Origin of the sequence: Streptomyces anulatus, from assembly GCF_000721175.1 — a bacterium.
Classification (GTDB): Bacteria; Actinomycetota; Actinomycetes; order Streptomycetales; family Streptomycetaceae; genus Streptomyces; species Streptomyces anulatus_C.
The window spans coordinates 42,317-67,850 of sequence record NZ_JOEZ01000008.1; the positions used below are offsets into that span (position 1 = coordinate 42,317).

Below are 25,534 nucleotides of genomic sequence, written 5' to 3' on the forward strand. Positions count from 1 at the left end.
GTTTCGCAACAACACCCACTTGGGGCACACGATCGCGTGACACGGCCGGCATCGGGGACGTCCGAGGTCACACGCTCGTGCCGGGTCAGCCGGCCAGGGCCTCTTCGAGCGAGGCGTGGACGGTGAAGACCGCCTCCGCACCGGTGATCTCGAACACCCTCGCCACGACGGGCAGCATTCCGGCCAGATGAACCCCTCCTCCGGCCGCCTCCGCCTTGAGGCGGGCGCCGAGCAGCACGTTCAGCCCGGTGGAATCGCAGAAATCCAGGCGGGAACAGTCGACCACCAGGCGTGAGCGCCCCTGCTCGACCGCACTCTCCAGGGGCTCGCGCAGCAGATCGGCGGTGTGGTGATCGAGCTCACCCACCGGCGTCACGACCTCGCTGCGCCCCTCGGTCCGGGCCTCGACCTGAAGTCGACCCCGGTTCGCACTGCCGACCGTCCCGCGGTCCATGCCTGTCCCTCTTCGCCGTTCGTCACTGTGCACGTCACTGCCCGTGCGGCTGTATGCGTAGCTGCCGCCGACGTGCGTGAAACAGTACGCGTTCCGTTCGCCACGCGGTAGTCGGAGACCTCAACAAACCGGACATATAGCAGCATTTGGCGCTTGTCACTGCTGGTCAGGACCGGGTATGGGTAGAGGGACACCCGAAACACGACCGGCTTCGGAGGCGCCGCTTCACCGCAGGAACACGTAGGGGCATCGGCAGCCATATGCCGAGAACGATGGAGGAGAACCATGTCACCCCGGCTCGACGAAGCGCGTACCCGCAACGCGTCGTCGGCATGTCCTCAGGGACCGACCAATTCCGACTCCCCCGCCGCGAGCGCCGTTCCCGGCCCGCGCACCAGCACCACCAGCACCACCAGCACCACCTCAGACTTCCACGGCGCGGCCGGCGAGGAATTCGAGGGACTCGAAGGGCTTCCCGAGATCCCGCCGTACGCCGAAGTGGGCGCTCTGGACGCCAGGGCCCTGTCGAAGACGCTCTTCGAGCGGCTGGAGTCCCTCGAAGAGGGCACCCACGAGTACAGCTACGTACGCAACACCCTCGTCGAGCTGAACCTCGCGCTCGTCAAGTTCGCCGCCTCCCGGTTCCGCTCCCGCAGCGAGCCGATGGAGGACATCGTCCAGGTCGGCACCATCGGCCTGATCAAGGCGATCGACCGGTTCGAGCTGAGCCGCGGAGTGGAGTTCCCCACCTTCGCGATGCCGACGATCGTCGGCGAGATCAAGCGCTTCTTCCGTGACACCAGCTGGTCCGTGCGCGTGCCGCGCCGGCTCCAGGAGCTGCGGCTCGACCTGGCGAAGGCGGGCGACGAGCTCTCCCAGCAGCTGGACCGCGCGCCCACCGTGGCGGAGCTGTCCGAGCGCCTCGGCATCACGCCGGAGGAGGTCGTCGAGGGCATGTCCGCGAGCAACGCGTACACCGCGAGCTCGCTGGACGCCAAGCCCGAGGAGGACGACAACGAGGGCGCCCTCGCGGACCGCATCGGCTACGAGGACCACGGCCTCGAAGGCATCGAGTACGTCGAGTCGCTGAAGCCGCTGATCGCCGCGCTGCCCTCCCGGGACCGGATGATCCTCTCGCTCCGCTTCGTCAGCAACATGACGCAGTCGGAGATCGGCGAGGAGCTGAACATCTCGCAGATGCACGTGTCCCGGCTGCTCTCGCGGACGCTGACCAAGCTCCGTAAGGGTCTGACCCTGGAGGAATGACCCCGCCCCGGCCCCGCCGCCCCGCCACGGGGCTCCACGGCCGTCGAGCACCGCGGAAGGACCCGCCCCGGATACCGGGAGCGGGTCCTTGCGCGTGTCGGGCGGTGCGCCGGGTCCGGATCGGCTACTCAGCCACGCCGAGTACGCCACCGGAGGCGTCCGGGAACGTACGCCGTCAGCGCCCATGCGGACTGTGGGAAGCTCCCCACCGGCTTCGACGAGTACGCGTGGCCGGAGGCCGGCTGGGCCCCGGCTCCGGTCCCCGGACCGCCCGTCACACCACCCGCTGTCCGCTCCGCCAGACCGCGCTGACCAGCGGGACGCCCGGGCGGTAGGCGAGGTGGACGTGGCTCGGGGCGTCGAGGAGGACCAGGTCGGCGCGGGCGCCGGGGGTGATCCGGCCGATGTCGCTACGGCGCAGGGCGGCGGCCCCGCCGGCGGTGGCCGACCAGACCGCCTCGTCCGGGGTCATCCCCATGTCGCGCACGGCCAGCGCGATGCAGAACGGCAGGGACGAGGTGAACGACGAACCGGGGTTGCAGTCCGTGGAGAGCGCGACGGTTGCCCCCGCGTCGAGGAGGCGGCGGGCGTCGGGCCAGGTGGCGCGGGTGGAGAACTCCGCGCCCGGGAGCAGGGTCGCCACCGTGCTGCCCTGGCCGAGTGCGTCGACGTCCGCGTCGGTGAGGTGGGTGCAGTGGTCGGCCGATGCGGCGTCGAGCTCGACGGCGAGCTGGACACCGGGGCCGTACGTCAGCTGGTTGGCGTGGACGCGGGGGTGCAGCCCCTTGGCGCGGCCCGCGGTGAGGATGGCGCGGGCCTGGTCGCCGTCGAAGGCGCCCTGCTCGCAGAACACGTCGATCCAGCGGGCGTGCGGGGCACAGGCCTCCAGCATCGGGCCGGTGACCAGGTCGACGTACCCGGCGGGGTCGTCGGCGTAGTCGGGGGACACGATGTGGGCGCCGAGGTAGGTGACCTCGTCGGTGTGGCGGCCCGCGATCCGCAGGGCGCGGGCCTCGTCCTCGACGGTGAGGCCGTAGCCGGACTTGGTCTCGAAGGTGGTGGTGCCCTGGCGCAGGGCCTCGGCGAGGTAGCGGGCGACGTTGGCGGAGAGCTCCTCGTCGGAGGCGGCCCTGGTGGCGGCGACGGTGGTGCGGATGCCGCCCGCGCGGTAGGGCTGCCCGGACATCCGGGCGTTGAACTCCTGGGTGCGGTCGCCCGCGAAGACCAGGTGGGAGTGGGAGTCGACGAAGCCCGGGATCACCGCGCGGCCGGCCGCGTCGAGGACGTTGTCAGTGGCGGGTGCTTTGCTGGATTCACCGGTCCAGACGATGCGGTCGCCGTCGATGACGACGGCCGCGTCCTGGATCAGGCCCAGGGGGGTCCCGTTGCCGAGGGAGGGGTCATTGGTGACCAGGCTGGCGATGTGGGTGACGGCGGTGGTCGTCATCTGGAGAGTGTTCTCCTTGCGTTCCGGGAGGTCCGGGGGGTGCGGGCTTCTTGCGCGTTCGGGCGGGTCCGGTTCCGCGGGCGCGTCCGCGGAACCGGACGCGCCCGCGGTCAGCCGTGCAGGGCGGCGACGGCCTCGGCGAGCGCCCGGGGCACGTCCTCGATCTGTGTGTGACGGCCGTCCCGGACGATGTGCCGGCCCGCCACGACCGTGTGCCGCACATCAGCGGCGGAGGCGGCGAATACGGCGGTCTCCGCTGCCAGTCGGGGCACCGGCCCGGCCGTTCTGACGGAGTCCAGGGCGACGGTCGTCAGGTCGGCGGGGGCGCCCGGTTCCAGCACGCCCGCGTCGGGGCGGCCGAGTGCGGCGTGCCCGTCGGCGGAGGCGGCCCGGAGCAGGGCGGCGGCGGTCCAGTGGCCCCGGATGTGCGTGCGCAGCCGCTCGTTGAGCTCCATCGCCCGCGCCTCTTCGAAGAGGTCGATCACGGCATGGCTGTCGCTGCCCAGCGAGAGCGGCGAGCCCGCCTTCTGGAGGGCGGCGGCGGGTCCGATGCCGTCGGCCAGGTCGCGTTCGGTGGTGGGGCACATGCAGGTGCCGGTGGCCGAGGAGCCCAGCAGTTCGATGTCCGCCTCGGTCAGGTGGGTGTTGTGGATGCCGGTGGTGCGTGGGCCGAGGACCCCGTGGTCGGCCAGCAGCCGGGTGGGGGTGCGGCCGTGGGCGGCCTGGCAGGCGTCGTTCTCCGCCGTCTGCTCGGAGAGGTGGACGTGCAGCGGGGCCTCGCGCTCCTCGGCCCACTGCGCGACGGTGGCCAGCTGTCCGGCCGGGACCGCCCGGACGGAGTGGACGGCCGCGCCGATCAGTGTGTGGTCGTCGCCCTTGAGGAGGGAGGCGCGCTCCGCCCAGGCCTCGGCGGTGATGTCGGAGAAGCGCAGCTGGTGCCGGTTGGGCTTCTCGCCGAATCCGGCGGCGAGATAGGCGGTGTCCAGCAGGGTGATCCGGATGCCGGCCTCGGCGGCGGCCGCGATGAGCGCCTCGCCCATGGCGTTCGGGTTGGCGTAGGGGGTGCCGCCGGGGGCGTGGTGCAGATAGTGGAACTCGCCGACGGAGGTGATGCCGGCCAGGGCCATTTCGGCGTACGTGGCGCGGGCCAGGTCGAAGTAGGTGTCCGGGGTGAGCCGGGAGGCCGTGCGGTACATCAGCTCGCGCCAGGTCCAGAAGGTGCCCGAGCCGACCTGGACGGTGGCGCGCAGGGCCCGGTGGAAGGCGTGCGAGTGGGTGTTGGCGAGGCCGGGGAGGGTCAGGCCGCGCAGCACGGTCGCGCCGGGCGGCGGTGCCTCGACCCCGGTCCTGATCCCGGCGATGCGGCCGCCCGCGACGTCCAGGGTGACGCCCGGCTCGACGTGGGTGCCGAGCCAGGCGTGGTCCATCCAGTACGTCGCGGTGACGGGCCCGCCCGTCGTCCGGTGTGTCAGCTGCACGCGAGACCTTCCAGTACGTCGGCGAGTGCCTCGATCCCGGCCGTGCAGTCGTCCTCGGCGGCGTGCTCGGCGGGTGAGTGCGAGATGCCGGTGGGGTTCCGTACGAAGAGCATGGCGGTGGGCACCGAAGCGGACAAAATACCCGCATCGTGGCCGGCGCCGGTGCCGAGGACGGGCACGGGCCGTCCCGTGTCTCCGGTCCCCTCCAGGATCCTGCCGAGCTCGTCGCGCAGCGCGTGCTCGAACTCGACGACGGGTGTGAACGATTCGCGGACGACGTCGAGGTCGATCCCGGCCCGCTCGGCGTACTCCCGGGCGGCGCGCTCGATGCCGGTGACGACGGCGTCCAGGGTGGCCTGGTCGGCGGCGCGGGAGTCGAGCCAGCCGCGTACGAGGGAGGGGATGGCGTTGACCCCGTTGGGCTCGACCGCGATCTTGCCGAAGGTGGCGAGCGCGCCGGTCAGTTCGGCCTCGCGGCGGGCGGCGAGGACGGTCTCGGCGTACGTGAGCATCGGGTCGCGGCGGTCGGCGAGGCGGGTGGTGCCCGCATGGTTGGCCTCGCCCCGGAAGTCGAACCGCCAGCGGCCGTGCGGCCAGATGGCGGAGGCGATGCCGACGGGGTCGCCGGTCAGGTCGAGGGCGCGGCCCTGCTCGACGTGGAGTTCGACGAACGCGCCGATCCGGGCGAGCCGTTGCGGGTCGGGGCCGATGGTCCCGGGGTCGTATCCGGCCCTCTCCATGGCAGCGGGCAGCGTGACGCCGTCGGCGTCGCGCAGCCGCCGGGCGTCGGCGACGGCGAGCTGTCCGGCGGCGAGCCGGGATCCGACGCAGGCGAGGCCGAAGCGGGCGCCTTCCTCGTCACCGAAGTTGGTGATCGCCAGAGGGCGGGTGAACTCCACCCCTCTGCGGTGGAGTTCATCGAGCGCGGCGAAGGAGGAGACCACGCCGAGCGGGCCGTCGAAGGCGCCGCCGTCCGGGACGGAGTCCAGGTGCGAGCCGGTGACGACGGCGTTCCCGGCCAGGGGGTCGCCGAGCCACGCCCACTGGTTGCCGTTGCGGTCGCTCTCGTGGGTGAGACCGCGCGCCTCGGCCTGCGCCCGGAACCAGGCCCGGCAGTCGACGTCCGCCGCCGACCAGGCGTAGCGCCGGTAGCCGCCGCTGTCGGGGTGGAGTCCGACGGGGGCCAGCTCCCGCCACATCGAGAGGAAGGAGTCACCCGCACGCCACTGCCGCGACGTACCGGGAGAGGTGGCGGATGCGCCGGGCGGGCCCTTGGGCGTGCCGGACGGCATCAGTTGCCCTCCGTCATGGGGACGCGTACGCCTTGGTCGGCGGCGACGTTCTCGGCGATGTCGTATCCGGCGTCCACGTGGCGGATGACACCCATGCCCGGGTCGTTCGTCAGGACGCGGCGGATCTTCTCGCCCGCGAGCTTCGTGCCGTCCGCGACGGAGACCTGGCCCGCGTGGATGGAGCGGCCCATGCCGACGCCGCCGCCGTGGTGGAGGGAGACCCAGGAGGCGCCGGAGGCGACGTTGACCATGGCGTTGAGCAGCGGCCAGTCGGCGATGGCGTCGGAGCCGTCGAGCATGGCCTCGGTCTCGCGGTACGGGGAGGCGACCGAGCCGCAGTCCAGGTGGTCGCGGCCGATGGCCAGCGGGGCGGCCAGTTCGCCGCTCGCGACCATGTCGTTGAAGCGCTCGCCGGCCTTGTCGCGCTCGCCGTAGCCGAGCCAGCAGATGCGGGCGGGCAGACCCTGGAAATGGACGCGTTCGCCGGCCATCTTGATCCAGCGGTGCAGCGACTCGTTCTCCGGGAAGAGCTCAAGCATCGCCTTGTCGGTCTTGTGGATGTCGGAGGCCTCGCCGGACAGCGCGGCCCAGCGGAAGGGGCCCTTGCCCTCGCAGAAGAGGGGGCGGATGTAGGCGGGGACGAAGCCGGGGAAGTCGAAGGCGCGGCCGTACCCGGCGAGCTGGGCCTCGCCGCGGATGGAGTTGCCGTAGTCGAAGACCTCGGCCCCGGCGTCCATGAATCCGACCATGGCCTCGACGTGGCGGGCCATCGACTCGCGGGCGCGCCGGGTGAAGTCGGCGGGCTTCTCGGCGGCGAGGTCCGCCATGTCGTCGAAGTCGACGCCGAGCGGCAGGTAGGCCAGCGGGTCGTGGGCGCTGGTCTGGTCGGTGACGATGTCGATCGGCGCGCTCTCGGCGAGCATCCGGGGCAGCAGTTCGGCGGCGTTGCCGAGGAGGCCGATGGAGAGCGGGCGGCGGGCGTCGCGGGCCTCGACGGCGAGCTGGAGGGCGTGCTCCAGGCTGTCGGCCCGCACGTCCAGGAAGCGGTGCTCGATCCGGCGCTCGATGGCGCGCGGGTCGCAGTCGATGCAGATGGCGACGCCGTCGTTCATGGTGACGGCGAGCGGCTGGGCGCCGCCCATGCCGCCGAGCCCGGCGGTCAGGGTGATCGTCCCGGCCAGCGTGCCGCCGAACTTCTTGGCGGCGACGGCTGCGAAGGTCTCGTAGGTGCCCTGGAGGATGCCCTGGGTACCGATGTAGATCCAGGACCCGGCGGTCATCTGGCCGTACATGGTGAGGCCGAGCGCCTCCAGGCGGCGGAACTCCTCCCAGTTGGCCCAGTCGCCGACCAGGTTGGAGTTGGCGATGAGCACGCGCGGCGCCCACTCGTGGGTCTGCATGACGCCGACCGGCCTGCCGGACTGGACGAGCATCGTCTCGTCCTGCTTGAGCGTCCGCAGCGTGCGGACCATCGCGTCGAAGGAGCGCCAGTCGCGGGCCGCCTTCCCGGTGCCGCCGTAGACGACGAGCTTGTCGGGGTGCTCGGCGACCTCGGGGTCGAGGTTGTTCTGCAGCATCCGCAGGGCGGCTTCCTGCTGCCATCCCAGGGCGCTCAGCGTGGTGCCTCGCGGTGCCCGTACGGGGCGGGGTCCTGACATGGCGGTGCCTCCTCGCGACGGTGAAAATCTATTCACATCCTGCTGCTCTGAATAGTCGTAGTCAACAGGTGCGGTCCTCGCCGTGGCTGGGAACAGGTTCTCCCTAGCGACCCGGAGACCGGACCGGAGACCGAACCGGAGGCATCGATGAGCACTGCCGGCACACCCGCACCGACGGAACCCGAGGGCCACGGGGGTACGGAGAGGCTCGGAGGGGCTCCGCCGCTCAAGCGTGCCCTCGGCCCCAAGCTGCTGATCCTCTTCGTCGTCGGCGACATCCTGGGCACCGGCATCTACGCCACCACCGGGGACGTGGCGGGCAAGGTCGGCGGCGCACTGTGGCTGCCGTTCGCGATCGGCTTCGTCGTCGCCCTGCTGACGGCGGCCTCGTACGTGGAACTCGTCGGGAAGTACCCGAAGGCGGCCGGGGCGGCGCTCTACACCCAGAAGGCGTTCAAGGTCCCCTTCCTGACCTTCGTCGTCGCCTTCATGGTGATGTGCTCGGGCCTCTCCTCGGCGAGCGCGGCGGCACGGGCGTTCAGCGGCGACTATCTGGCGGAATTCACCGACGCGGTGCCGCCGACCCTGATAGCGATCCTGTTCGTCCTCGCCCTCGCCGCGATCAACCTGCGCGGGGTCGCCGAGTCGGTGAAGGCGAACGTCGTCCTGACCCTGGTCGAGGTCAGCGGACTCGCGGTGATCCTCGCGATCGGCGCGTACGCCGTGTTCAGCGGCGAGGGCGAGCCCTCCCGGCTGACCCAGATCGAGACCGGCGGCACCGGGTACGCACTGATCACCGGGGTGCTCGGCGCCACCGCACTCGGCTTCTTCGCCTTCGTCGGCTTCGAGGACTCGGTGAACATGGCCGAGGAGACGAAGAACCCCGCCCGCGCCTTCCCCCGCGCGATCTTCATCGGAGTGGGCATCACCGGCACCATCTACGTCCTGGTCGCCCTGGTCTCCTCGCTGCTGGTCGACTCCCGCACCCTGGCGGGCTCCAGCGGCCCGCTGCTGGAGGTGGTGAAGGCCGGGGGCGTCGATTTCCCGCCGAAACTCTTCGCGCTGATCGCTTTGTTCGCCGTCACCAACTCGGCGCTGATCAACATCATGATGGCCTCGCGACTCTGCTACGGCATGGCCAACGAGCGCATCCTGCCGCCCGCCATGGGCAAGGTGCTGGCCGGCCGGCGCACCCCCTGGGTCGGGATCGTCTTCGTCTCCGTCCTGGCGATCGGCCTGGTCTCCACCGGCGAGATCGAGGGGCTCGGCGACACCACCTCGTTCCTGCTGCTCTGCGTCTTCGCCGTGGTCAACGTCGCCGTGCTGGTGCTCCGAGGGGACCGGGTGGACCACCGCCACTTCCGTACGCCCACGGCGCTTCCGGTGCTCGGCGCGCTCACCTCGCTGATCCTGGCGAGCCCGCTCGCCGACCGGGGCTCAGACGTGTACGTACGCGCCGGGATCCTGCTGCTGATCGGCATCGGCCTGTGGGCGCTCAACAAGGTGGTGATGACGTCCCGCGAGAAGTCCGGGGCCCCGGACGCCTGACGGGACGCCACCCGCCGCCCCCACCGCAGCATTCCGGCCGCCCCTTTACACCGCGGGCCGCATGTACCAAAGGAAAATGCCAGAACCTCCACCTGCCGTGAGCACGTTGCGTAGCCTCTGCGTCACAGCCGTACGCCACGTCGGGAGGGGAGATCCGCGTGCCCGGAATCGACGAGTGCCTGCTCGAAGTCATGAGGCTGCCCGGCGCCCGGGGCGCCTCGGTGGTCGACTGGACGAGCGGTCTCGCCCTCGGCACCATCGGGGAGTCCCCCAACGGCGACCATGAGGCGACCGCCGCGGAGACGGCGGAGGTCGCCCGGATGACCGCCGAACAGCCGGCCTTCACCCGCCTCGCCGCGGAGGGCGACCGGTCCGCTGACCCGCCGAGCACCCCCGTCGAGGACGTCATCGTCACCACCCACGACGGGTACCACATGCTCCGGTTCGTCGAGACGGCTTTCGACAGCAGCGTCTTCCTGCATCTGTGGCTGGACCGCTCCGAGGGCAATCTCGCCCTCGCCCGGATGCGGCTCGGCGAGCTGGCCGAGCGCCTGGTGCTGGCATGAGTGCGATAGCCGCCGACCTCGACACCCCCGGGCCTGGCCGGCTCCCGGTACTGAGCCCGATGCTCCAGCGCCTCGCCGCCGAGCGGGCCACCGGCGCCCTCATGCGCGACCGCGGCACGCTCTACCTCGCCGACGGCCAGGTCGTGCACGCCGAGAGCCCCGCCACCCCCGGCATCGACGTCCTGCTCACCACCGGCGGGACCCTGCGGCACGAGGGCTGGTGGGACGCCGTGGCGCAGGCGGGGGCGCACCGCCGGGTCGGCCGCTATCTCGTGGACAGCGGTCACGTGCCGGGCGGGGCACTGGAGTTGTGCCACCTGGGCGCGCTGTACGACGCCGCGTTCTTCGCACTCGCCCCGACCGGGACGCCCGCCCGCTTCCGTTACGGGGTGGCGCACTGGATCGGTCCGGTACGGCCCGTCCCGGTGGCCGCCGTGGAGCGCGAGACGCTGCGCAGACGGGAGTTCCTGGACCGGATCTGGCCCGACCCCGCCTGCGACGGCGCCCCGCTGCGGCGGACGGCGGCACACCCGGCCGACGCCCCGGTCCCGGCCCGGCAGCGCCGTCTCCTGGAGCTGGCCGACGGGGTCCGCACGGCCTCGGACATCGCGCAGTTACTGGGCCGTTCGGCGTTCCACATCCTGGTCGACCTGCGACGGCTGGCGGCGGCCGGTCTGGTGGAGGCGGTCCGCGCCCAGCCCCTGCCGGCCGCTTCCCCACCCGGCCGGATCACGCTCCCCGAGGTGACGGCCGACCCCGACATCGCCCTGCTGCGCCGGCTCCGAGACGCATTGGAGGCCCTGTGATACGCGCGCTCAGACAGCGTGCCGGGAGGAGACAGCTGATGGTGCCCGAGGCCGAAGTGCGTGATGTCCTCGACGAACTCCAGCGGTTACGCGCCCGGGTCCCCCTGCTCTCCGGGGCGCTGGCCGCCTCCACCGACGGGCTGGTGCTGGCCCACGACACCCCGGGCGTCGAGGCGGAGGGCGTCGCCGCCCTCACCGCCGCCGCCCTCGGCGTATCGATCCGGATGACCGACGCCACCGGGCGGGGCGGCTTCCGTGAACTGCTGGTCCGCGGCAACAGCGGCTACATCGCCACCTACGCCGCGGGCTCCTCCGCCGTCCTGACCCTGCTGGCCGAGGACCGCATCAACGTCGGCCGGCTCCATCTGGAGGGCCGCCGCGCGGGCGCCCGGATCGGCGAACTCGTCGACGCCGCGCTGGCACGCACCGAGCGCCCCGCCACCGCCGCCCGCGCCGCACCCCCGCACCCCGCCACCGCGCCCAACCGCACCCTGCCGCAACGCCCCACGTAAGACGCCCCCCGCAGAAGCCCGCACAGAATCGGACCCGGTCACCACGACCGGCCAGGGAAAGGAAACGAGCCTCCATGGCGAACACCGAAGCGTCACTGAAGGAAGCGATGAGCTCGATCGAGGGCACCACGGGTGTCGCCCTCGTCGACTACACGAGCGGGATGGCCCTGGGCACGCTCGGCGGCGGCAAGGACTTCAATCTGGAGGTCGCCGCCGCGGGCAACACCGATGTGGTCCGCGCCAAGCTCCGCACCATGGAGCAGCTGGGCATCAAGGACGGGATCGAGGACATCCTGATCACGCTCGGCACCCAGTACCACCTGATCCGGCTGCTCAAGTCCCGTGGCAGCAGCGGTCTGTTCCTCTACCTGGTGCTGGACGCGAACCGGGCGAACCTGGCGATGGCCCGCCACCAGCTGAAGAAGATCGAGGCCGACCTGGAGGTCTGAGCACCTCCGGAATCCTCACCGGCGGCGACGCCGCGCCCCGCCCGGCGCGGCGTCCCCCGCCTCCGGACCCGTCGTCCGGTGGGCCTTCACCCGCTTGCCGACCGGGCTCCCGGGTCCGGACCAGTCGGTGCGCACCCAGTACAGGACGTCCTCGCGGCGCTCGCGCTGTCCGATGCGTACGGCCTTCGCCCAGAGACCGGCACCCGTCCCCGCGAGCACCAGTCCGCCCGCGCCCGGCAGCGCGAACGAGGACGCCACCGCCACGACGAACGCGCCCAGCAGCCACCACCTGCGCCCGCGCCGCCACCCCCGTACGGTCACGGCCCGGTCCTGGAGGAAGTCGCCCCGCCCGGCGCGCGACGCGCTCCGGGCCAGCTCCGCGTACCGCTTGCCGCGCGCCAGGGCCACGACGGCCGCGGTGACGACGAAGAGCGCCGCCCCGGCCAGCAGCCCGATCCGGCGCCCGGTCAGACCCGGAACGAACGCCCCCGCCGCCGCGGCCACCACACCCGCCCACCACAGCGGCGCCGCCCCGGCCCGTACGGTCACGGCCACCCTCGCCAGCGACTGTCCTTGGCGCCCCACGTCCGTACCCCTCTCTCCGCACTGCCGCGAAACCCGCGTTCCCGCGCACCGCCGACGCGGCGGTGTGTCTGGGCGCGGAGGTTAGCGGCCGCAGATGAGCGATGCCTGAGAATCCGCGAGACTGCCGGGCGGGCGGTGCCTCACTCCACGAACAGACCGCGCGTCGCCGCCCGTACGTCGAACTCCTCCAACCGCGCCTGGGCGTCGGGCAGTCCGTCGCACATGGCCTCCAGCAGCACCCGGCCGAGCAGCATCGGCGCGCAGACGGTGTCGAAGGAGAGTCCGGAGCCGATCGCCGCGGGGAGCAGCAGATCGCTGTGCTTGGCGACGGGCGCGAAGGCGGAGTCGGCGACCGTCACCACGGTCAGCCCCTGGTCCCGGGCGTACGCGAGCGCGTCCACGCTCTCCTTGGGGTGGCGCGGCAGCGCGAAGCACATCAAAGCGGTGGCCCCGGCCCGGCGGGCGGAGTCGATCCGGTCGGGCAGCATGCTGCCGCCCTCGTCGAGCACCCGGACGTCGGGGTGCACCTTGGCGGCGAAGTAGCCGAACCCGCGCGCCTGCGAGGAGGCGGCGCGCAGCCCCAGCACCGGCAGCGGCCGGGAGCCGGCGAGCAGCCGCCCGGCCCGCTCGACGGGCGCGGGGTCGGCGAGCACGTCACAGAGGTGCTGGAGGTTCTCGATCTCGGCGCGGACGGCCTGCTGGTACTCGTTGTACGTCTCCCCCGCGTCCTCCTGCTCCGCGTCGGCGGGCGCGACCTCGCGCAGGTGCCTGCGCAGCGCCGGATAGCCGTCGAAGCCGAGGGCGACGGCGAAGCGGGTGACGGAGGGCTGACTGACCCCGGCCAGCTCGGCCAGCTCGACGCTGGAGAGGAACGGCGCGTCGGCGGCCCGGCGGACCATGCAGTGCGCGATGCGCCGCTGGGTGGGTGTGAGCCGGTGGCCCTCGAAGAGCCGCTGCAACCGTGCGGCGGGGCTGCTCCCACTCATGCTGTCCCCTTGCTGGATCCGTCGCGCCACGACCGGCGCCGACCGTTCTATTCAGCCAGGAAGGCCGCTGTATGTCCATATGCAGGGCGGGGACGGGAGTGGGCGGACAGGGGGGTTAACCCCACGGAACCTGGGGGCTGGCCCCACTGTCGGCGGGGGCCCGGATCCGTAACGTGGTCGGCATGGAAGCCCGTGACCCCGAGCTCAAGAAGGAGCTCGCCGCCACCCTCCAGGCCCGCGGGGAGCTGGGCGCGGAGTACGAGACCGCGCTCATCGACTCGTTCCTGGAGAAGGTCGAGCAGCGCCTCGACACCACACTCGACCGCCGGGTCCGCCGTCAGCTCGCCGAGCAGCAGATGACCGTCGCCCGTGGTGCGCGCCCGGCCGGGCCGGGGAGCTTCGGGGAGCGGCACGGCCTGGGGATCGTCTCGCTGGTCATGGCGGTCCCGCTGTCCGCGATCGGGGTCGTGAACGCCGGGATCGAGGGTCTGGTCGTGGCGTGGCTCGGGATCGTCGGCGTCAACGCGTTCCAGGCGGCGCGGGGCGGCGGGCTGTTCCGCCGCCGGGACGAGCGGGCGCCGTCCGACTGGAACGGCTGAGCCCGCCGCCCGAGGCCTCCCGGACACGGCAAAGGCCCCGCAGGCATGCCGCGCGGCCGGACCCACGGGGGGCCGGCCGCGCCGCTGTGTGCGGAAGCATGTCGCGGGGACCGCCGCACCCCCGGTCGCCCGGGGGGCGGGACGACGGCGGTCCCCGCGAGGGACGCGGTCCGGGTCAGGGCCGGGTGCCCGCGTCCGGGCGACGGTGGAGGTCCGGGAGCCGCTCCGTAGTCCGGTGTCGCCGTTCTGGGTGCCGGCGGGTTTCCCTGCCGACACCCACCAATGTGCCGGAGCCGTGTTAAGCGGGTGCTGCGCGGACGTGACACGCTCGTGCCGTTTTCGCGAACCGCGCTCCGGGGCGCCGGACCGGGCGACGGCCGGCTCCCGGCGCCGGTCCGCCGGACGCGCCCCGGCCCGGCGACCGCCCCGTCAGGCCTTCGCCGCGCCCGCGTCCTTGGCGAGGAACGCCAGCAGGTCCTGCCTGCTCACGACCCCCTTGGGCTTGCCCTCGACGAGCACGATCGCCGCGTCGGCCCCGTCCGTGCCGCTGAGCACGGCCATCAGGTCCTCGACCGGTTCGCCGGAGCCGACCTGCGGCAGCGGCGCCGACATGTGCTTCTCCAGCGGGTCGGTCAGCGAGGCGCGCCGGGTGAACAGCGCGTCCAGCAGTTGCCGCTCCACGACGGAGCCGATGACCTCGGCGGCCATCACGTCCGGGTGGCCGGCGCCCGGCTTCACGATCGGCATCTGGGAGACGCCGTACTCGCGGAGCACCTCGATGGCCTCGCCGACCGTCTCCTCCGGGTGCATGTGGACGAGGGAGGGCATGGGGCCCTCCTTGAAGTCCAGGACCGCACCGACGTTGGCGGAGGCGCCGGTGTCCTCCAGGAAGCCGTAGTCGGCCATCCACTCGTCGTTGAAGATCTTGCTGAGGTAGCCGCGCCCGCTGTCGGGGAGCAGCACCACGACGACGTCCTCGGGGCCGAGCCGCTTGGCGACCTCCAGGGCCCCGACGACCGCCATGCCGCAGGAGCCGCCGACGAGCAGCCCCTCCTCCTTGGCGAGCCGGCGCGTCATCTGGAAGGAGTCCTTGTCGGACACCGCGACGATCTCGTCGGTGACGCTGCGGTCGTAGGCGCTCGGCCAGAAGTCCTCGCCGACGCCCTCGACCAGATAGGGCCGCCCGGAGCCGCCGGAGTAGACCGAGCCCTCCGGGTCCGCGCCGATGACCTGGACCGCGCCGTCGCTGATCTCCTTGAGGTAGCGCCCGGTGCCGCTGATCGTGCCGCCGGTGCCGACGCCCGCGACGAAGTGGGTGATCTTCCCCTCCGTCTGCTCCCACAGTTCGGGACCGGTGGTCTCGTAGTGCGAGCGCGGGTTGTTCGGGTTGGAGTACTGGTCCGGCTTCCAGGCGCCCGGCGTCTCGGTGACCAGCCGGTCGGAGACGTTGTAGTACGAGTCCGGGTGCTCGGGGTCAACGGCGGTGGGGCAGACGACGACCTCGGCCCCGTACGCGCGCAGCACGTTGATCTTGTCCGTGGACACCTTGTCCGGGCAGACGAAGATGCACTTGTAGCCCTTCTGCTGGGCGACGATGGCGAGCCCGACACCCGTGTTGCCACTGGTCGGCTCGACGATCGTGCCGCCGGGCTTCAGCTCCCCGCTCTGTTCGGCCGCCTCGATCATGCGCAGCGCGATGCGGTCCTTCACCGACCCGCCGGGGTTGAAGTACTCGACCTTGGCCAGGACGGTCGCCTGGATACCTGCCGTGACGTTGCGCAGCCTCACCAGCGGGGTGTTGCCGACAAGACTGATCATCGAATCGTGGAATTGCACCGTGTACTCCGGGGTCTCCGAGATGGTCCGGCCCAGAGTATGCGTACAGGACGGACTCCGCGTACGGAAAGGAGTACACGGAGCCCCTCGCGGGGCAGGAAGGTACATACGGCTGTACGGCGAGGAGGAGGTGGACCGGACTGTGTCGAGCGCAAGAGTGGCACGGCGGATCGCGGCGGGCGCGGCCTACGGCGGTGGCAGCATCGGATTGATCGGTGCGGCGGCCGTGGGCGTGTTCCTGGCGGAGGTCCAGCTCGCGAAGAGGCAGGTGGGCGGCGCGACGGCTCCGGTTCCGCCGAGCGCGGACGGACGGTACGGGGTGGCGTTCGCCGGGCCGAACGACCCGGTGCGGCTCGGGATGCTCGGGGACTCGACGGCCGCCGGCCAGGGGGTGCGGCGGGCCGGGCAGACCCCGGGGGCGCTGCTCGCGTCGGGGCTCGCGGCGGTGGCCGAACGGCCGGTGGACCTGCGGAACGTGGCCCTGCCGGGGGCCCGGTCGGACGATCTGGAGCGGCAGGTGTCGCTCCTGCTCGCGGATCCGGCGCGGGTCCCGGACGTCTGCGTGATCATGATCGGGGCGAACGACGTCACCCACCGGATGCCCGCGACCCAGTCGGTGCGCTGTCTGACGACGGCGGTGCGCAGGCTGCGGACCGCGGGGGCGGAGGTGGTCGTCGGGACCTGCCCGGACCTCGGCACGATCGAGCCGGTCTACCAGCCGCTGCGCTGGCTGGCCCGGCGGGTGAGCCGGCAGCTGGCGGCCGCGCAGACGATCGGGGCGGTGGAGCAGGGCGGGCGCACGGTGTCGCTGGGCGACCTGCTGGGCCCGGAGTTCGCGGCGAACCCGCGTGAGCTGTTCGGCCCGGACAACTACCACCCCTCCGCAGAGGGCTACGCCACGGCGGCCATGGCGATGCTGCCCACCCTGTGCGCGGTACTGGGCCTGTGGCCGGAGACCGACCGGCTGGACGGTGCGCGGCGCGAGGACATCCTCCCGGTGGCGAAGGCGGCCTCCCAGGCGGCCCGGGAGGCCGGTACGGAGGTCACGGGGGCGCGCGCCCCCTGGGCCCTTCTCAAGCACCGCAGGCGGCGGCGTCTGCCCGCCTCCACGGAGCCCGTCCCGCACCCGCACCCGGACGCCGCCGGACACGCGTAGGAGCCCGCGGACACGCACAGGACCCCGCAGGCCTGAGCAAGCGCTTAGAAAAGAGTCCCGCATCACACGGCCTGCCGGGTGACCGCGGCGATACGTCCGGGTAACTTCCAGAGGAGTTCCGCCCGTCCACACAGCCTTCCAGCCCCCTTGGAGCCGCGTGATGCCCGAAGCCGTGATCGTCTCTGCCGCCCGTTCGCCGATCGGCCGCGCCTTCAAGGGGTCCCTGAAGGACCTGCGCGCGGACGACCTGACCGCCACGATCATCCAGACCGCACTGGCCAAGGTCCCCGAGCTGGACCCGAAGGACATCGACGACCTGATGCTGGGCTGCGGCCTGCCCGGCGGCGAGCAGGGCAACAACCTGGGCCGCGTCATCGCCGTGCAGATGGGGATGGACCACCTTCCCGGCTGTACGGTCACCCGCTACTGCTCCTCCTCGCTGCAGACCAGCCGGATGGCGCTGCACGCGATCAAGGCGGGCGAGGGCGACGTCTTCATCTCGGCCGGTGTCGAGATGGTGTCCCGCTTCACCAAGGGCAACTCCGACAGCCTGCCGGACACGCACAACCCGCTGTTCGCCGAGGCCGAGGCCCGCACCGCGGCCCGCGCCGAGGAGTCCGGCGCGAGCTGGCACGACCCGCGCGAGGACGGCATCGTCCCGGACGCGTACATCTCGATGGGGCAGACGGCGGAGAACCTGGCCCGGCTCAAGGGCATCACGCGCCAGGACATGGACGAGTTCGGCGTACGGTCGCAGAACCTCGCCGAGGAAGCCCTGAAGAACGGCTTCTGGGAGCGGGAGATCACCCCGGTCACCACCCCCGACGGCACGGTCGTCTCCAAGGACGACGGCCCGCGCGCCGGCGTCACCCTGGAGGGCGTGCAGGGCCTGAAGCCTGTCTTCCGCCCCGACGGCCTGGTCACCGCGGGCAACTGCTGCCCGCTCAACGACGGCGCCGCCGCCCTGGTGATCATGTCCGACACCAAGGCGCGCGAGCTGGGCCTGACCCCGCTGGCCCGGATCGTCTCCACCGGCGTCTCCGGCCTCTCCCCCGAGATCATGGGCTACGGTCCGGTCGAGGCCAGCAAGCAGGCCCTGAAGCGGGCTGGCCTGACCATCGACGACATCGACCTCGCCGAGCTGAACGAGGCGTTCGCCGCACAGGTCATCCCCTCCTACCGCGACCTCGGCCTGCCGCTGGACAAGGTCAACGTCAACGGCGGCGCGATCGCGGTCGGCCACCCCTTCGGCATGACCGGCGCCCGCATCACCGGCACGCTGATCAACAGCCTCCAGTTCCACGACAAGCAGTGGGGCCTGGAGACGATGTGCGTGGGCGGCGGCCAGGGCATGGCGATGGTGATCGAGCGCCTGAGCTGAGCCCCTCCGCGTCCCTCACGGACGGGTCGCGAACCCCACCGAGCTCCGACCGTGACCGAATCTCCCCCAGGATGTGATCTGCATCCTGGGGGAGAGTCGTTTCTGCAGGTCATCGTCGTACAGGGCTAAACATCGGACCGAAAGACCTGTCCATTTCGTGACGTAATGCACTGACAGCACGTACCGGTACAGGCCAAGCTGATGTAGGAAGTCGGGGGTATCGATTGAAACCGGGAGTACGTCAGTGAGCGCCATGTCATTTGCCCTGTTGCTGACCACCGCCGCTGCCACGGCCGTCGGCGCCGCCGCACTGCACGCCGCTCACGGGCTGCGCAAGCAGGTCGCGGCGCTGCGCACGGAGCTGGCCGCCGGCCACGCTCTCGGCGCGTCGGTGCCACCACAGAGCCGCAGTACGGCCACCCCCGCCGAGGAGATACGCGCGGCGGTCGCCGAGGCGCTCGCCGAGGAGCGGGAGCGCGAGCTGGCCGAGGCGCGCGCCTTCTGGGCCGCCCAGGAAGCCCGCGACGCCGCCGACGCCCCGTCCCTGCTGGGCGGTCTGTCCGGACTCGGCGACGACGCCCCGTACTACCTCCCCCGGCAGGCCGACTTCGCCGGCCTGGAGTCGATGGACGCCGAAGCGGCCGAGGCGATGGAGGAGCTCGCGGAGCTGACCGAGCGGACCCTCGCGGAGCACGAGACCGGCGAGCTGACCGACCTTCCGGAGATCGCGGAGTTCCCCGAGGACTCCCCCGAGCTGGCCGCCGCCCGCCGCCGCCACCCCTCGCACCCGGACTTCGTCCCCGTCCAGACACCGGTGGTCACCGACCACGAGCGCACCGTGAACCGCCTCGAGGAGCTGGCCGACACCGCGACCGAGCTGACCGATGTGCGGCCCGGCCCGCTGGGCACGCTCGACGTGTACGTCTTCGCCGACGGCACCACGCTCTGCATGACCCCCGGCCACCGCGAGACGGCCGAGCGGCTCGCCGACGCCCTGCGGGCGGGCCGGCGGCCGGTGCTGCTGGGCGGCTCGGGCATCTCGGGCGCCTACGCCCTGACGTTCTCCTGCGGCGAGGACAACGTGTACATCCTCGCCGACCGCGTCATCGCCTCGTTCTGACCGCCGGGCGCGGGCCGCTCACGCGAGAACCCGCGCCATCACGCGAAAGCCCGCGCCGCCGCTTCCCCGACATACCGCACGGCCTCGTCCAGCTCCTGGGACGGGGCCGTTTCCAGTGCCACGGCCAGGTCCCGCCCGGCGACGGCGAGTTGGTCGCCCACGGCGAACACCCCGGCGTCCGGCAGCTCACGCGGCTCCGCGTCCGGGTTCTCCAGACGCTGGGCCCGTACGGCGAGTTCGCGGGCGGCGGCCAGCGCCTCGGCGGCCGCACCGCGCTGCAGACGGCTCTGCGGGGCCGAGCGCAGCCGGTCGGCGAAACGGTCCACGGCCAGGATGAGGGGTGTCGTATCGAGCACCCGGCCGACCCTACGCGCCCCTCCCGCACGGCCGCCAACGGCCGGCCGACGCCCCGGAACACGGAACGGCCCGCAGGCGCGATGCCTGCGGGCCGTTCCGGTGTCACGGGTACTGCGGGTGCCGAGCGGTCGGTCAGTCGTCGCCGCTGAGGATCGCGACCAGGCGCAGCATCTCGATGTAGATCCACACCAGCGTCACGGTGAGGCCGAAGGCCGCCAGCCAGGACTCCTCGCGCGGAGCGCCGTACGCGATGCCGTCCTCGACCTGCTTGAAGTTCAGGGCGAGGATGCACGCGCCGATGACGATGGCCACGATGCCGAAGACGACACCGAGCGCGCCGCTGCGGAAGCCGAGGCCGTCACCGCCGCCGAACACGGCGAACAGGAGGTTGACCATCATCAGCAGCATGAAGCCGATGGCGGCCGCCATCACGAAGCCGTAGAAGCGGCGCGTGACCCGGATCAGTCCGGTGCGGTAGGCGATCAGCACACCGGCGAAGACCGCCATGGTGCCGAGCACCGCCTGCATCGCCGCCCCGGGGGCGACGTACATGCTGACGATGTTGCTGACGATGCCGAGGAAGACACCCTCGAACGCCGCGTACGTCAGGATCAGCGGCGGCGAGGGCCGGCGCTTGAACGAGTTGACCAGCGACAGCACGAAGCCGATGATCGCGGCGCCGATGGCCACGCCGTAGGCGCTGCCGAGGTTCGCCTGGTCGACCGGCATGATCCACCAGGCGGCGGCCGCGGCCACGATCACCGTGCCGAGCGTCATCGCCGTACGCGTCACCACGTCGTCGATGGTCATCACGTCGGGACGGGCGGGTGCCTGCGGGGCGCCCTGGATGTCCGTCTGCGCGTAGGGGTTGGTGGCGTACGGGTTGGCGGCGGTGCCCTGCGCGTACGGGTTGCCCGTCGCGGTGGCCCCGGCCTGCGGCGGCGCGTTGAAGCCCGCGTGGCCGTTGTCGCGGCTGAACCCCCGTCGCGAGAAGACCGGGTTGCTGCTCCTCATCTCACTCCTCCATGGCCACACTGCGTGGCCTTGCCACAAGAGTAATGGGTAGGCAAAAGAATCACCCTAGTGCCAGGGGAGGATCTTTGCGGCAGCCGAAACGGCGGGGCTCCGCGAAGGGCCCGGGAGGGGCAGTCACGCAAGGCCGGGAGGCCAGGAACCCCGGGAGCCGGACGCCGGTCACGGACTGGGCCGTCCGGGTCACGCACGGTGCGGCGCGTGGTGCCCGGAGCCGGACTCGAACCTGCTCCGCCCTGACGCCCTGACCAGCAGAAACGCCCTCACCTGCAAAAACCCACCCCGCGTCAGACCCAGCCAGACCTAGCCAGGGGCAACCAGAGGGAGCCAGTCAGGCCCCTGTGCGCCAGATGGCGCACGGCTTGGCGCACCCCCGGGAACGGCGAAGGCCCAGCAGTCACCTGCCGGGCCTTCATCTGCACGCGGGTGACGGGTCAGCGGCGAGCGGTCACGAGGAGCGTGCCGATGTGCCCGGCCGTCGGCGCGTCGAGGACCCGGGCGTCGACGTCACGGAACCCCGCCGCCTCCAGGAGCTCGGTCCAGCCGCGCGGCGTGTAGCTGTACCGGTAGGTGTACATCGCCTTACCGGCAAACCCGCCCTTGTACATGCCCTGCGGCCCGTACGCCCCGGGGATCGCCGGAGGGTGGGAGAACGCGAACGTCCCGCCCGGCCGGAGCCGCTCGGCGACGAGCGGGAGCAGCTTCGCCGGGTCGGTGAACCAGACCGCACCGAAGATCGAGTAGACGGCGTCATAGGTCGCCTCGTCAGCCGCGAGCGCCTCCAGTACCTCGCCACAGACGAAGTCGGCCCCGGTGCCGGCCCACCGCTCCGTCACCTTCTTCACCATCACCGGGGACAGGTCGATGCCCGTTGCCTTGACCCCGCGCCCGGCGAGCAGGGCGAGCGCCCGGCCGGTACCGCACCCCAGCTCCAGCACCGACCCCGGATCACCGAGGATCTCCGGTCCCGGGCCGTGCCCGGCGTACTGCGTCCAGCAGAACGTGGGTTCCATGTCGTCCTGGAACGCGCTGCCGGCGTAGGTGTCCCAGAGCTCGGTCTCGGCTGCGATGTCGTGGTGTGCGGGCACGGCGCCTCTCTCAGCGGTTGACGGGGAAGGCCCCTGCCCTCCGCGCGAGAGGAGAGGCAGGGGCCAGCGTAGGGGGCGCGAGGCCCGGATCAGTGGCTGTCGGGAACCTTGCTGTCGCACGGGGAACAGTTCGCCCCGTCGATCGCCCACAGCTCCTCGTCGACGTCCCAGCCGTCGGCCGCGAGGAAGTCCGCGGTACGCAGGCACAGGCCGTCAGACCGCCGCTGAATGAACGGCGCGTGATGCTTGTACCGGCCGCCGTTGTGGACCTTGCAGAGAGCGAAGTACACCGGGGTGTCGAGGATCAGCTGATGCACCCCGATGTCGACGAGCTTCCCGACACCCAGGTGCACGTTGGGGTTCTCCATCGCGCACACGGAGTACGCCACGGCCTGGCCGAGGATCCGCTCCGCCATGTTCCGCACCATGGTCTGGTCGCGGAGCAGGAGGGCGATCTCCCGCTCCCACAGGGGGCCGCCGTCCATGACGTTGACCGTGAGGTGTTCGACGTGCGGCGCCAGTGCGTTGAGGATCTGTTCCGGGTCGCTGGTACGGGCGAGGGTGGGCGGCTGAACTGCGATGGTCATCCTGTCCTCCGTCGTTCGTCAAGTCGTGCGATGGAACCCCTCACCCCGGCCGACCGGGGTGAGGGAGCTTTGTCGGGCCAGCCGTCAGACCGTGCCGGCCACCTTCTCGAGTGCGGCCACACTGGCCGGCACGTCGTGGCTCAGGCGGACCCGCAGGTGCGGCATCATCGCGAGGCGCGCCGACACCTCGTCGCGGGCGCTGCGCCGACCGCCTCCGTCGACGCCGCGCGCCAGCTCGAAGATGTCCGGGTAGCGGTCCTCTGTCGCCCCCGACATGAAGTCGTCTTCGCTCAGGCCGAGCGTCTGCGCGCCGTCGACGACGTCGGGCGAGCCGTTCGCCTCGACCCGGGGGAAGAGGAGCCCGGCCGCACGGCCGCCCGTCGCGAGCTCGACGCCGAACAGCTCAGGGAACTGGTCGGGCCACACCTGGACCTTCCGCTCCCGCGGCCGGTCGTCCTCCCACAGCGGTGTGAAGTCACTGGCGAGGAGGGCGTCCGTCACCGCGTCGTGCTGCGTCGGGTGGAAGCTCCCGCCCTCCTGCAGGTGGCCGCGCGCCGCCGCCCCCCAGCCGAGAGCGTCGACCAGGCCGAGACCGAGAGCAGCCGCTGAGGGCCACGGCACCACCTCGACATCGCGTTCACCGGTCGGCCGGGTCAGCACCCGGTCGTTCGCGAGGAGCTGCCACCCGGCCGACGCGAGCAGGAGCGCGGTCGTCGTCTTGCCCGCACCCTTACCCCCGAACGCGAGGAGCGTCGCCCCGTCGGCCGGGCGCACCACGGCCGACGCGTGCAGGACCGCCCACCCGTCCCGCAGCAGCTGCCCCCTCACCACCTCACGGGCCAGCCGTGCGGCTGCCAGCGCCAGCTCCATCACGCCGACACCGGAGAGCACCAGGCGCTCCGTCGACGGAGTGCACCGGTAGCCGATCGCCTCGTCCGGCGACGTCGCGATGATGTCCTCGCCGTCCCGGGCGACGAGCATCCGGTGCCGCGCGTACTCCACCTCTTCGGTATGCCGGCCGTCGTGGACCTGGAGGCTCAGCTCCTCGTACTCGGTCGGGTCGACGTCCGCGACGAGGACCGCGCCCGCGCACACCTGCGTCGCGTCGACCGCGGAGGCGTTCCACCACTGCCCGAAGTACCGGGCCGACCAGTCCGTCACCTCCGTCCGGTTGCTCAGGACGGTGACGGCCGCCGAAGCGGCCTCAAGCCGGGTAGCGCTGATCATGCTGGGATCCTCTCGGTAGGTGCAGGCAGATGGGTGTAGGCGTCTCGGAGGCTGCTCGCGGCGGAGTCCAGAGAGAGACGCTCGTAGCGGGTGAGCGGCGGACAGCACGGGGCCGGCACGCCCCCGGTGAAAGCGATCGGGATGCCCAGCCACACATCCCCGTACGGCACAGACAGCTCCTCGACGCCGTCGACCAGGCCGAGGGTCTTGCGGAGCGTGGAGACGACCGCACCGGCCGGGCCGCACCGCGTACGGCCGATCCCCGCCCGGATCAGTGCCGGGCGCTCCTGGAGCCCTTCCACGACCGCACGGGCCCGGCCCTCGACCGGCAGCCCGTCGACGGTCGTCGACGACAGGCAGGGAACAGCCCGGTCGCCGTGCTCCCCGATCACATGGCCGCTCACCCGGTCCGGGGAGACCCGGGCGTACCGGGCGAGGAGCAGCCGGTAGCGGGCGGAGTCGAGATTCGACCCGATCCCGTAGACCCGGGCGCACCCCGACACCTCGGCGAACCGGCGGGCCATCAGATCCACCGGGTTCGTCACGACGAGGACGCTGCCCTCGTACCCGCGCAGCTCCCGGGCGAGAGCGCCGAGGGCGGGGGCGTTCGCCGTGGCGCCGCCGCGGCGTATGTCCTGGACGGCGCTGTTCGTGAAGTCGGTGCGCAGGGCCACCACCACGGCGTCGCACCCATGGAGGTCCGGAACATCACCGGCCTCGACCCGGGTACGCGACCGTACGGACAGCGCCATGTCCTCCAGGTCAGCGACCAGGCCGCGCGCCTGCTCCGTCCGCCTCGACACGACGACGAGCCGCCCCGGCAGCGCCACCGACACCAGCCCGGCCGCCAGGACCTGCCCGACCGCACCCGCGCCGACGACACCGACCACCGGCCCGTTCACCGCAGGTCCAACGCGCTGTGCTCGACCTCGTGGAAGACGGCGTCCAGCAGACTCAGCCCGGAGGCCGACCCGATCAGGAGACCGCTCACCCGCTCAACGACGGCCGCGACGCGATGCGCCTCCGCCACAAGCGCCAGCTGGCTGCTCGTCAGCGGCAGGTCTGCCGGCGCACTCAGGCATGTGCTCAGGATGTTCACCGTGTCCATCAGCCACAGGACCATCACCTCGCGGAGCCGCTCGGCCCGGTCGGTCCGGTCGCTTCGGCTCACACTCTGGGAGTGCCGGCTCAGCGCCGACATCACGCCCTCCGTGATCTGCCGCTCCGCGCGCAGCTCGTGATGGCAGAAGCCGAGGAGCAGTGTCCGCCCGAGGAGTTTCGCCACGTCCGGCTCCGGCCCGGCCGCCCACTGGAGCGCCGGGTCGATGAACGTCAGCCGGTGAGCGGACAGATAGACGTGCTCCGGCTTCAGGTCACCGAACACCGCGGTCCGCTGACGTGGCCGAATCGCGCCGGTGAGCCGCAGCAGTCGGCGGACCGCATTCCCGAGCAGGTCGACGACCACCAGGCGCTCATCACCCACGAGCCTGCCCCGCCCCAGCCCCGCGAAGTACCGGGCCCCGAAACTTCCTCGCGAACACGTCGACGACGCTGCGCTCATTGATGGGCCAGGCCTGCCGCAGATACCGCGCCCCCTCCTCGCCATGCAGCTCCCGCAGGGACAGCAGCACCGAGTCGAGTAAGGGCGCCGTGTCCCACGGGCGGACAGCCAGCTCCTCCGCGACCGTTGGCCCCGCCACCGCCCGCGTGAAGAGGACACCGCCGCGGAAACCCGCCGTCTCACAGACCCGCGGGCGGCGGAGCCGCTGCAGAAACTCCAGGTGCTGATACTCCCGCCGCGTCACCAGGTCGACGGACTTCACATACGGCTCCTGCGCCTCCTTCACGTCCGCCCAGGTCCCCCGCGCACCGCGCAGGATCGACACGAGCGACGAGCTCAGCCAGGGGTATTTGGCGTACAACTCCTGCCCATCCACCAGGACTTGACAGACGTACGACGTCACACCTGGGAACTGCGGGCCGAGGACCGCGCCCCGGCCGGGCCACAGGTCCTCGGCCGCCTGAGCGATAGCCCGACGGCTCGCCTCGTACAGCAGGGGCGCGGACACCGTCGTCTCCCCGCTCGTGGTCAGCGTCATCAACC

General features: G+C 72.0%; 26 protein-coding genes. 10 read left to right on the forward strand and 16 right to left on the reverse strand.

All coding sequences use genetic code 11. The annotated features are described in order from the left end of the window. Positions 1-85: 85 nt before the first annotated feature. Positions 86-454, reverse strand: a complete 369-nt coding sequence (locus IG90_RS0111190) for an STAS domain-containing protein (protein WP_030581414.1) — start codon at positions 452-454, stop codon at positions 86-88. A 285-nt stretch (positions 455-739) separates the two neighbouring features. Here IG90_RS0111190 and IG90_RS0111195 point away from each other — a divergent pair, with 285 nt between their 5' ends. Continuing rightward, entirely contained in the window at positions 740-1,720 is a 981-nt protein-coding gene (locus tag IG90_RS0111195; RefSeq protein WP_030581416.1) for an RNA polymerase sigma factor SigF, read from the forward strand. 274 nt (positions 1,721-1,994) lie between these two features. Here the strand turns inward: IG90_RS0111195 and hutI are convergent, their stop codons facing one another. The 4 genes from hutI to hutU all read right to left on the reverse strand — a co-directional run bounded on the left by hutI (position 1,995) and on the right by hutU (position 7,595). Further along, on the reverse strand, positions 1,995-3,167 hold the full coding sequence (gene hutI, locus IG90_RS0111200) for an imidazolonepropionase (RefSeq protein WP_030581418.1): 1,173 nt from the start codon (positions 3,165-3,167) through the stop codon (positions 1,995-1,997). 110 nt (positions 3,168-3,277) lie between these two features. After that, positions 3,278-4,645 (reverse strand): formimidoylglutamate deiminase, encoded by a 1,368-nt coding sequence (locus tag IG90_RS0111205; protein ID WP_030581419.1) that lies wholly within the window; start codon positions 4,643-4,645, stop codon positions 3,278-3,280. Continuing rightward, entirely contained in the window at positions 4,636-5,937 is a 1,302-nt protein-coding gene (locus IG90_RS0111210; protein ID WP_030581421.1) for an allantoate amidohydrolase, read from the reverse strand. Before IG90_RS0111210 ends, IG90_RS0111205 begins: the two co-directional genes overlap by 10 nt. Continuing rightward, on the reverse strand, positions 5,937-7,595 hold the full coding sequence (gene hutU / locus IG90_RS0111215) for a urocanate hydratase (RefSeq protein ID WP_030581423.1): 1,659 nt from the start codon (positions 7,593-7,595) through the stop codon (positions 5,937-5,939). Before hutU ends, IG90_RS0111210 begins: the two co-directional genes overlap by 1 nt. Positions 7,596-7,742: 147 nt before the next feature. Between hutU and IG90_RS0111220 the strand changes: the two genes are divergently transcribed. The 5 genes from IG90_RS0111220 to IG90_RS0111240 all read left to right on the forward strand — a co-directional run bounded on the left by IG90_RS0111220 (position 7,743) and on the right by IG90_RS0111240 (position 11,476). Next, complete coding sequence (locus IG90_RS0111220) at positions 7,743-9,143, forward strand: APC family permease (protein WP_030581425.1); 1,401 nt, start codon at positions 7,743-7,745, stop codon at positions 9,141-9,143. A 158-nt stretch (positions 9,144-9,301) separates the two neighbouring features. Continuing rightward, entirely contained in the window at positions 9,302-9,709 is a 408-nt protein-coding gene (locus IG90_RS0111225) for a hypothetical protein (RefSeq protein ID WP_030581427.1), read from the forward strand. After that, positions 9,706-10,515 (forward strand): helix-turn-helix domain-containing protein, encoded by an 810-nt coding sequence (locus tag IG90_RS0111230; protein ID WP_030581429.1) that lies wholly within the window; start codon positions 9,706-9,708, stop codon positions 10,513-10,515. The genes IG90_RS0111225 and IG90_RS0111230 overlap by 4 nt, the downstream gene beginning before the upstream one ends. A 38-nt stretch (positions 10,516-10,553) precedes the next feature. Beyond that, positions 10,554-11,027: a roadblock/LC7 domain-containing protein gene (locus tag IG90_RS0111235; protein WP_030581430.1), complete on the forward strand. Its 474-nt coding sequence runs from the start codon at positions 10,554-10,556 to the stop codon at positions 11,025-11,027. 74 nt (positions 11,028-11,101) lie between these two features. Further along, positions 11,102-11,476 (forward strand): hypothetical protein, encoded by a 375-nt coding sequence (locus tag IG90_RS0111240; RefSeq protein WP_030581434.1) that lies wholly within the window; start codon positions 11,102-11,104, stop codon positions 11,474-11,476. 15 nt (positions 11,477-11,491) lie between these two features. Here the strand turns inward: IG90_RS0111240 and IG90_RS0111245 are convergent, their stop codons facing one another. After that, complete coding sequence (locus tag IG90_RS0111245; RefSeq protein ID WP_030581435.1) at positions 11,492-12,031, reverse strand: hypothetical protein; 540 nt, start codon at positions 12,029-12,031, stop codon at positions 11,492-11,494. Between the two features lie 170 nt (positions 12,032-12,201). Further along, positions 12,202-13,047, reverse strand: coding sequence for a MurR/RpiR family transcriptional regulator (locus IG90_RS0111250; RefSeq protein WP_033894032.1), 846 nt, complete (start codon positions 13,045-13,047; stop codon positions 12,202-12,204). A 182-nt stretch (positions 13,048-13,229) separates the two neighbouring features. On the opposite strand from IG90_RS0111250, the gene IG90_RS0111255 reads away from it, so the two are divergent. After that, positions 13,230-13,646 (forward strand): hypothetical protein, encoded by a 417-nt coding sequence (locus IG90_RS0111255; RefSeq protein WP_030581441.1) that lies wholly within the window; start codon positions 13,230-13,232, stop codon positions 13,644-13,646. Positions 13,647-14,075: 429 nt separating this feature from the next. On the opposite strand, the gene IG90_RS0111260 is transcribed toward IG90_RS0111255, so the two are convergent. Next, positions 14,076-15,482 carry a cystathionine beta-synthase gene (locus IG90_RS0111260; protein WP_030581444.1) on the reverse strand — a complete coding sequence of 469 codons (1,407 nt, stop codon included), beginning with the start codon at positions 15,480-15,482 and terminating at the stop codon, positions 14,076-14,078. Positions 15,483-15,639: 157 nt separating this feature from the next. On the opposite strand from IG90_RS0111260, the gene IG90_RS0111265 reads away from it, so the two are divergent. The 3 genes from IG90_RS0111265 to IG90_RS0111275 all read left to right on the forward strand — a co-directional run bounded on the left by IG90_RS0111265 (position 15,640) and on the right by IG90_RS0111275 (position 19,139). Then, entirely contained in the window at positions 15,640-16,638 is a 999-nt protein-coding gene (locus IG90_RS0111265) for an SGNH/GDSL hydrolase family protein (RefSeq protein WP_030581447.1), read from the forward strand. Positions 16,639-16,798: 160 nt separating this feature from the next. Beyond that, positions 16,799-18,019 carry an acetyl-CoA C-acetyltransferase gene (locus IG90_RS0111270; RefSeq protein ID WP_030581450.1) on the forward strand — a complete coding sequence of 407 codons (1,221 nt, stop codon included), beginning with the start codon at positions 16,799-16,801 and terminating at the stop codon, positions 18,017-18,019. Between the two features lie 268 nt (positions 18,020-18,287). Continuing rightward, complete coding sequence (locus IG90_RS0111275) at positions 18,288-19,139, forward strand: hypothetical protein (RefSeq protein WP_030581452.1); 852 nt, start codon at positions 18,288-18,290, stop codon at positions 19,137-19,139. 38 nt (positions 19,140-19,177) lie between these two features. On the opposite strand, the gene IG90_RS0111280 is transcribed toward IG90_RS0111275, so the two are convergent. The 8 genes from IG90_RS0111280 to IG90_RS40700 form a co-directional block, all read right to left on the reverse strand. Continuing rightward, positions 19,178-19,495 (reverse strand): hypothetical protein, encoded by a 318-nt coding sequence (locus tag IG90_RS0111280; RefSeq protein ID WP_030581455.1) that lies wholly within the window; start codon positions 19,493-19,495, stop codon positions 19,178-19,180. A gap of 133 nt (positions 19,496-19,628) precedes the next feature. Then, positions 19,629-20,510 (reverse strand): Bax inhibitor-1/YccA family protein, encoded by an 882-nt coding sequence (locus IG90_RS0111285; RefSeq protein WP_030581458.1) that lies wholly within the window; start codon positions 20,508-20,510, stop codon positions 19,629-19,631. 452 nt (positions 20,511-20,962) lie between these two features. Further along, positions 20,963-21,616 carry a class I SAM-dependent methyltransferase gene (locus tag IG90_RS0111290; protein WP_030581461.1) on the reverse strand — a complete coding sequence of 218 codons (654 nt, stop codon included), beginning with the start codon at positions 21,614-21,616 and terminating at the stop codon, positions 20,963-20,965. Positions 21,617-21,705: 89 nt separating this feature from the next. Further along, on the reverse strand, positions 21,706-22,203 hold the full coding sequence (locus IG90_RS0111295; RefSeq protein ID WP_030581464.1) for a hypothetical protein: 498 nt from the start codon (positions 22,201-22,203) through the stop codon (positions 21,706-21,708). A gap of 84 nt (positions 22,204-22,287) precedes the next feature. Further along, positions 22,288-23,430 carry a phosphoenolpyruvate carboxykinase (ATP) gene (locus IG90_RS0111300; protein ID WP_030581466.1) on the reverse strand — a complete coding sequence of 381 codons (1,143 nt, stop codon included), beginning with the start codon at positions 23,428-23,430 and terminating at the stop codon, positions 22,288-22,290. Beyond that, positions 23,427-24,332, reverse strand: a complete 906-nt coding sequence (locus IG90_RS0111305; RefSeq protein WP_030581470.1) for a lactate/malate family dehydrogenase — start codon at positions 24,330-24,332, stop codon at positions 23,427-23,429. Before IG90_RS0111305 ends, IG90_RS0111300 begins: the two co-directional genes overlap by 4 nt. Continuing rightward, positions 24,329-24,913: a hypothetical protein gene (locus IG90_RS40695; RefSeq protein ID WP_157846357.1), complete on the reverse strand. Its 585-nt coding sequence runs from the start codon at positions 24,911-24,913 to the stop codon at positions 24,329-24,331. Before IG90_RS40695 ends, IG90_RS0111305 begins: the two co-directional genes overlap by 4 nt. Then, positions 24,906-25,529 carry a hypothetical protein gene (locus IG90_RS40700; protein WP_051860279.1) on the reverse strand — a complete coding sequence of 208 codons (624 nt, stop codon included), beginning with the start codon at positions 25,527-25,529 and terminating at the stop codon, positions 24,906-24,908. The genes IG90_RS40695 and IG90_RS40700 overlap by 8 nt, the downstream gene beginning before the upstream one ends. Positions 25,530-25,534 lie beyond the last annotated feature (5 nt).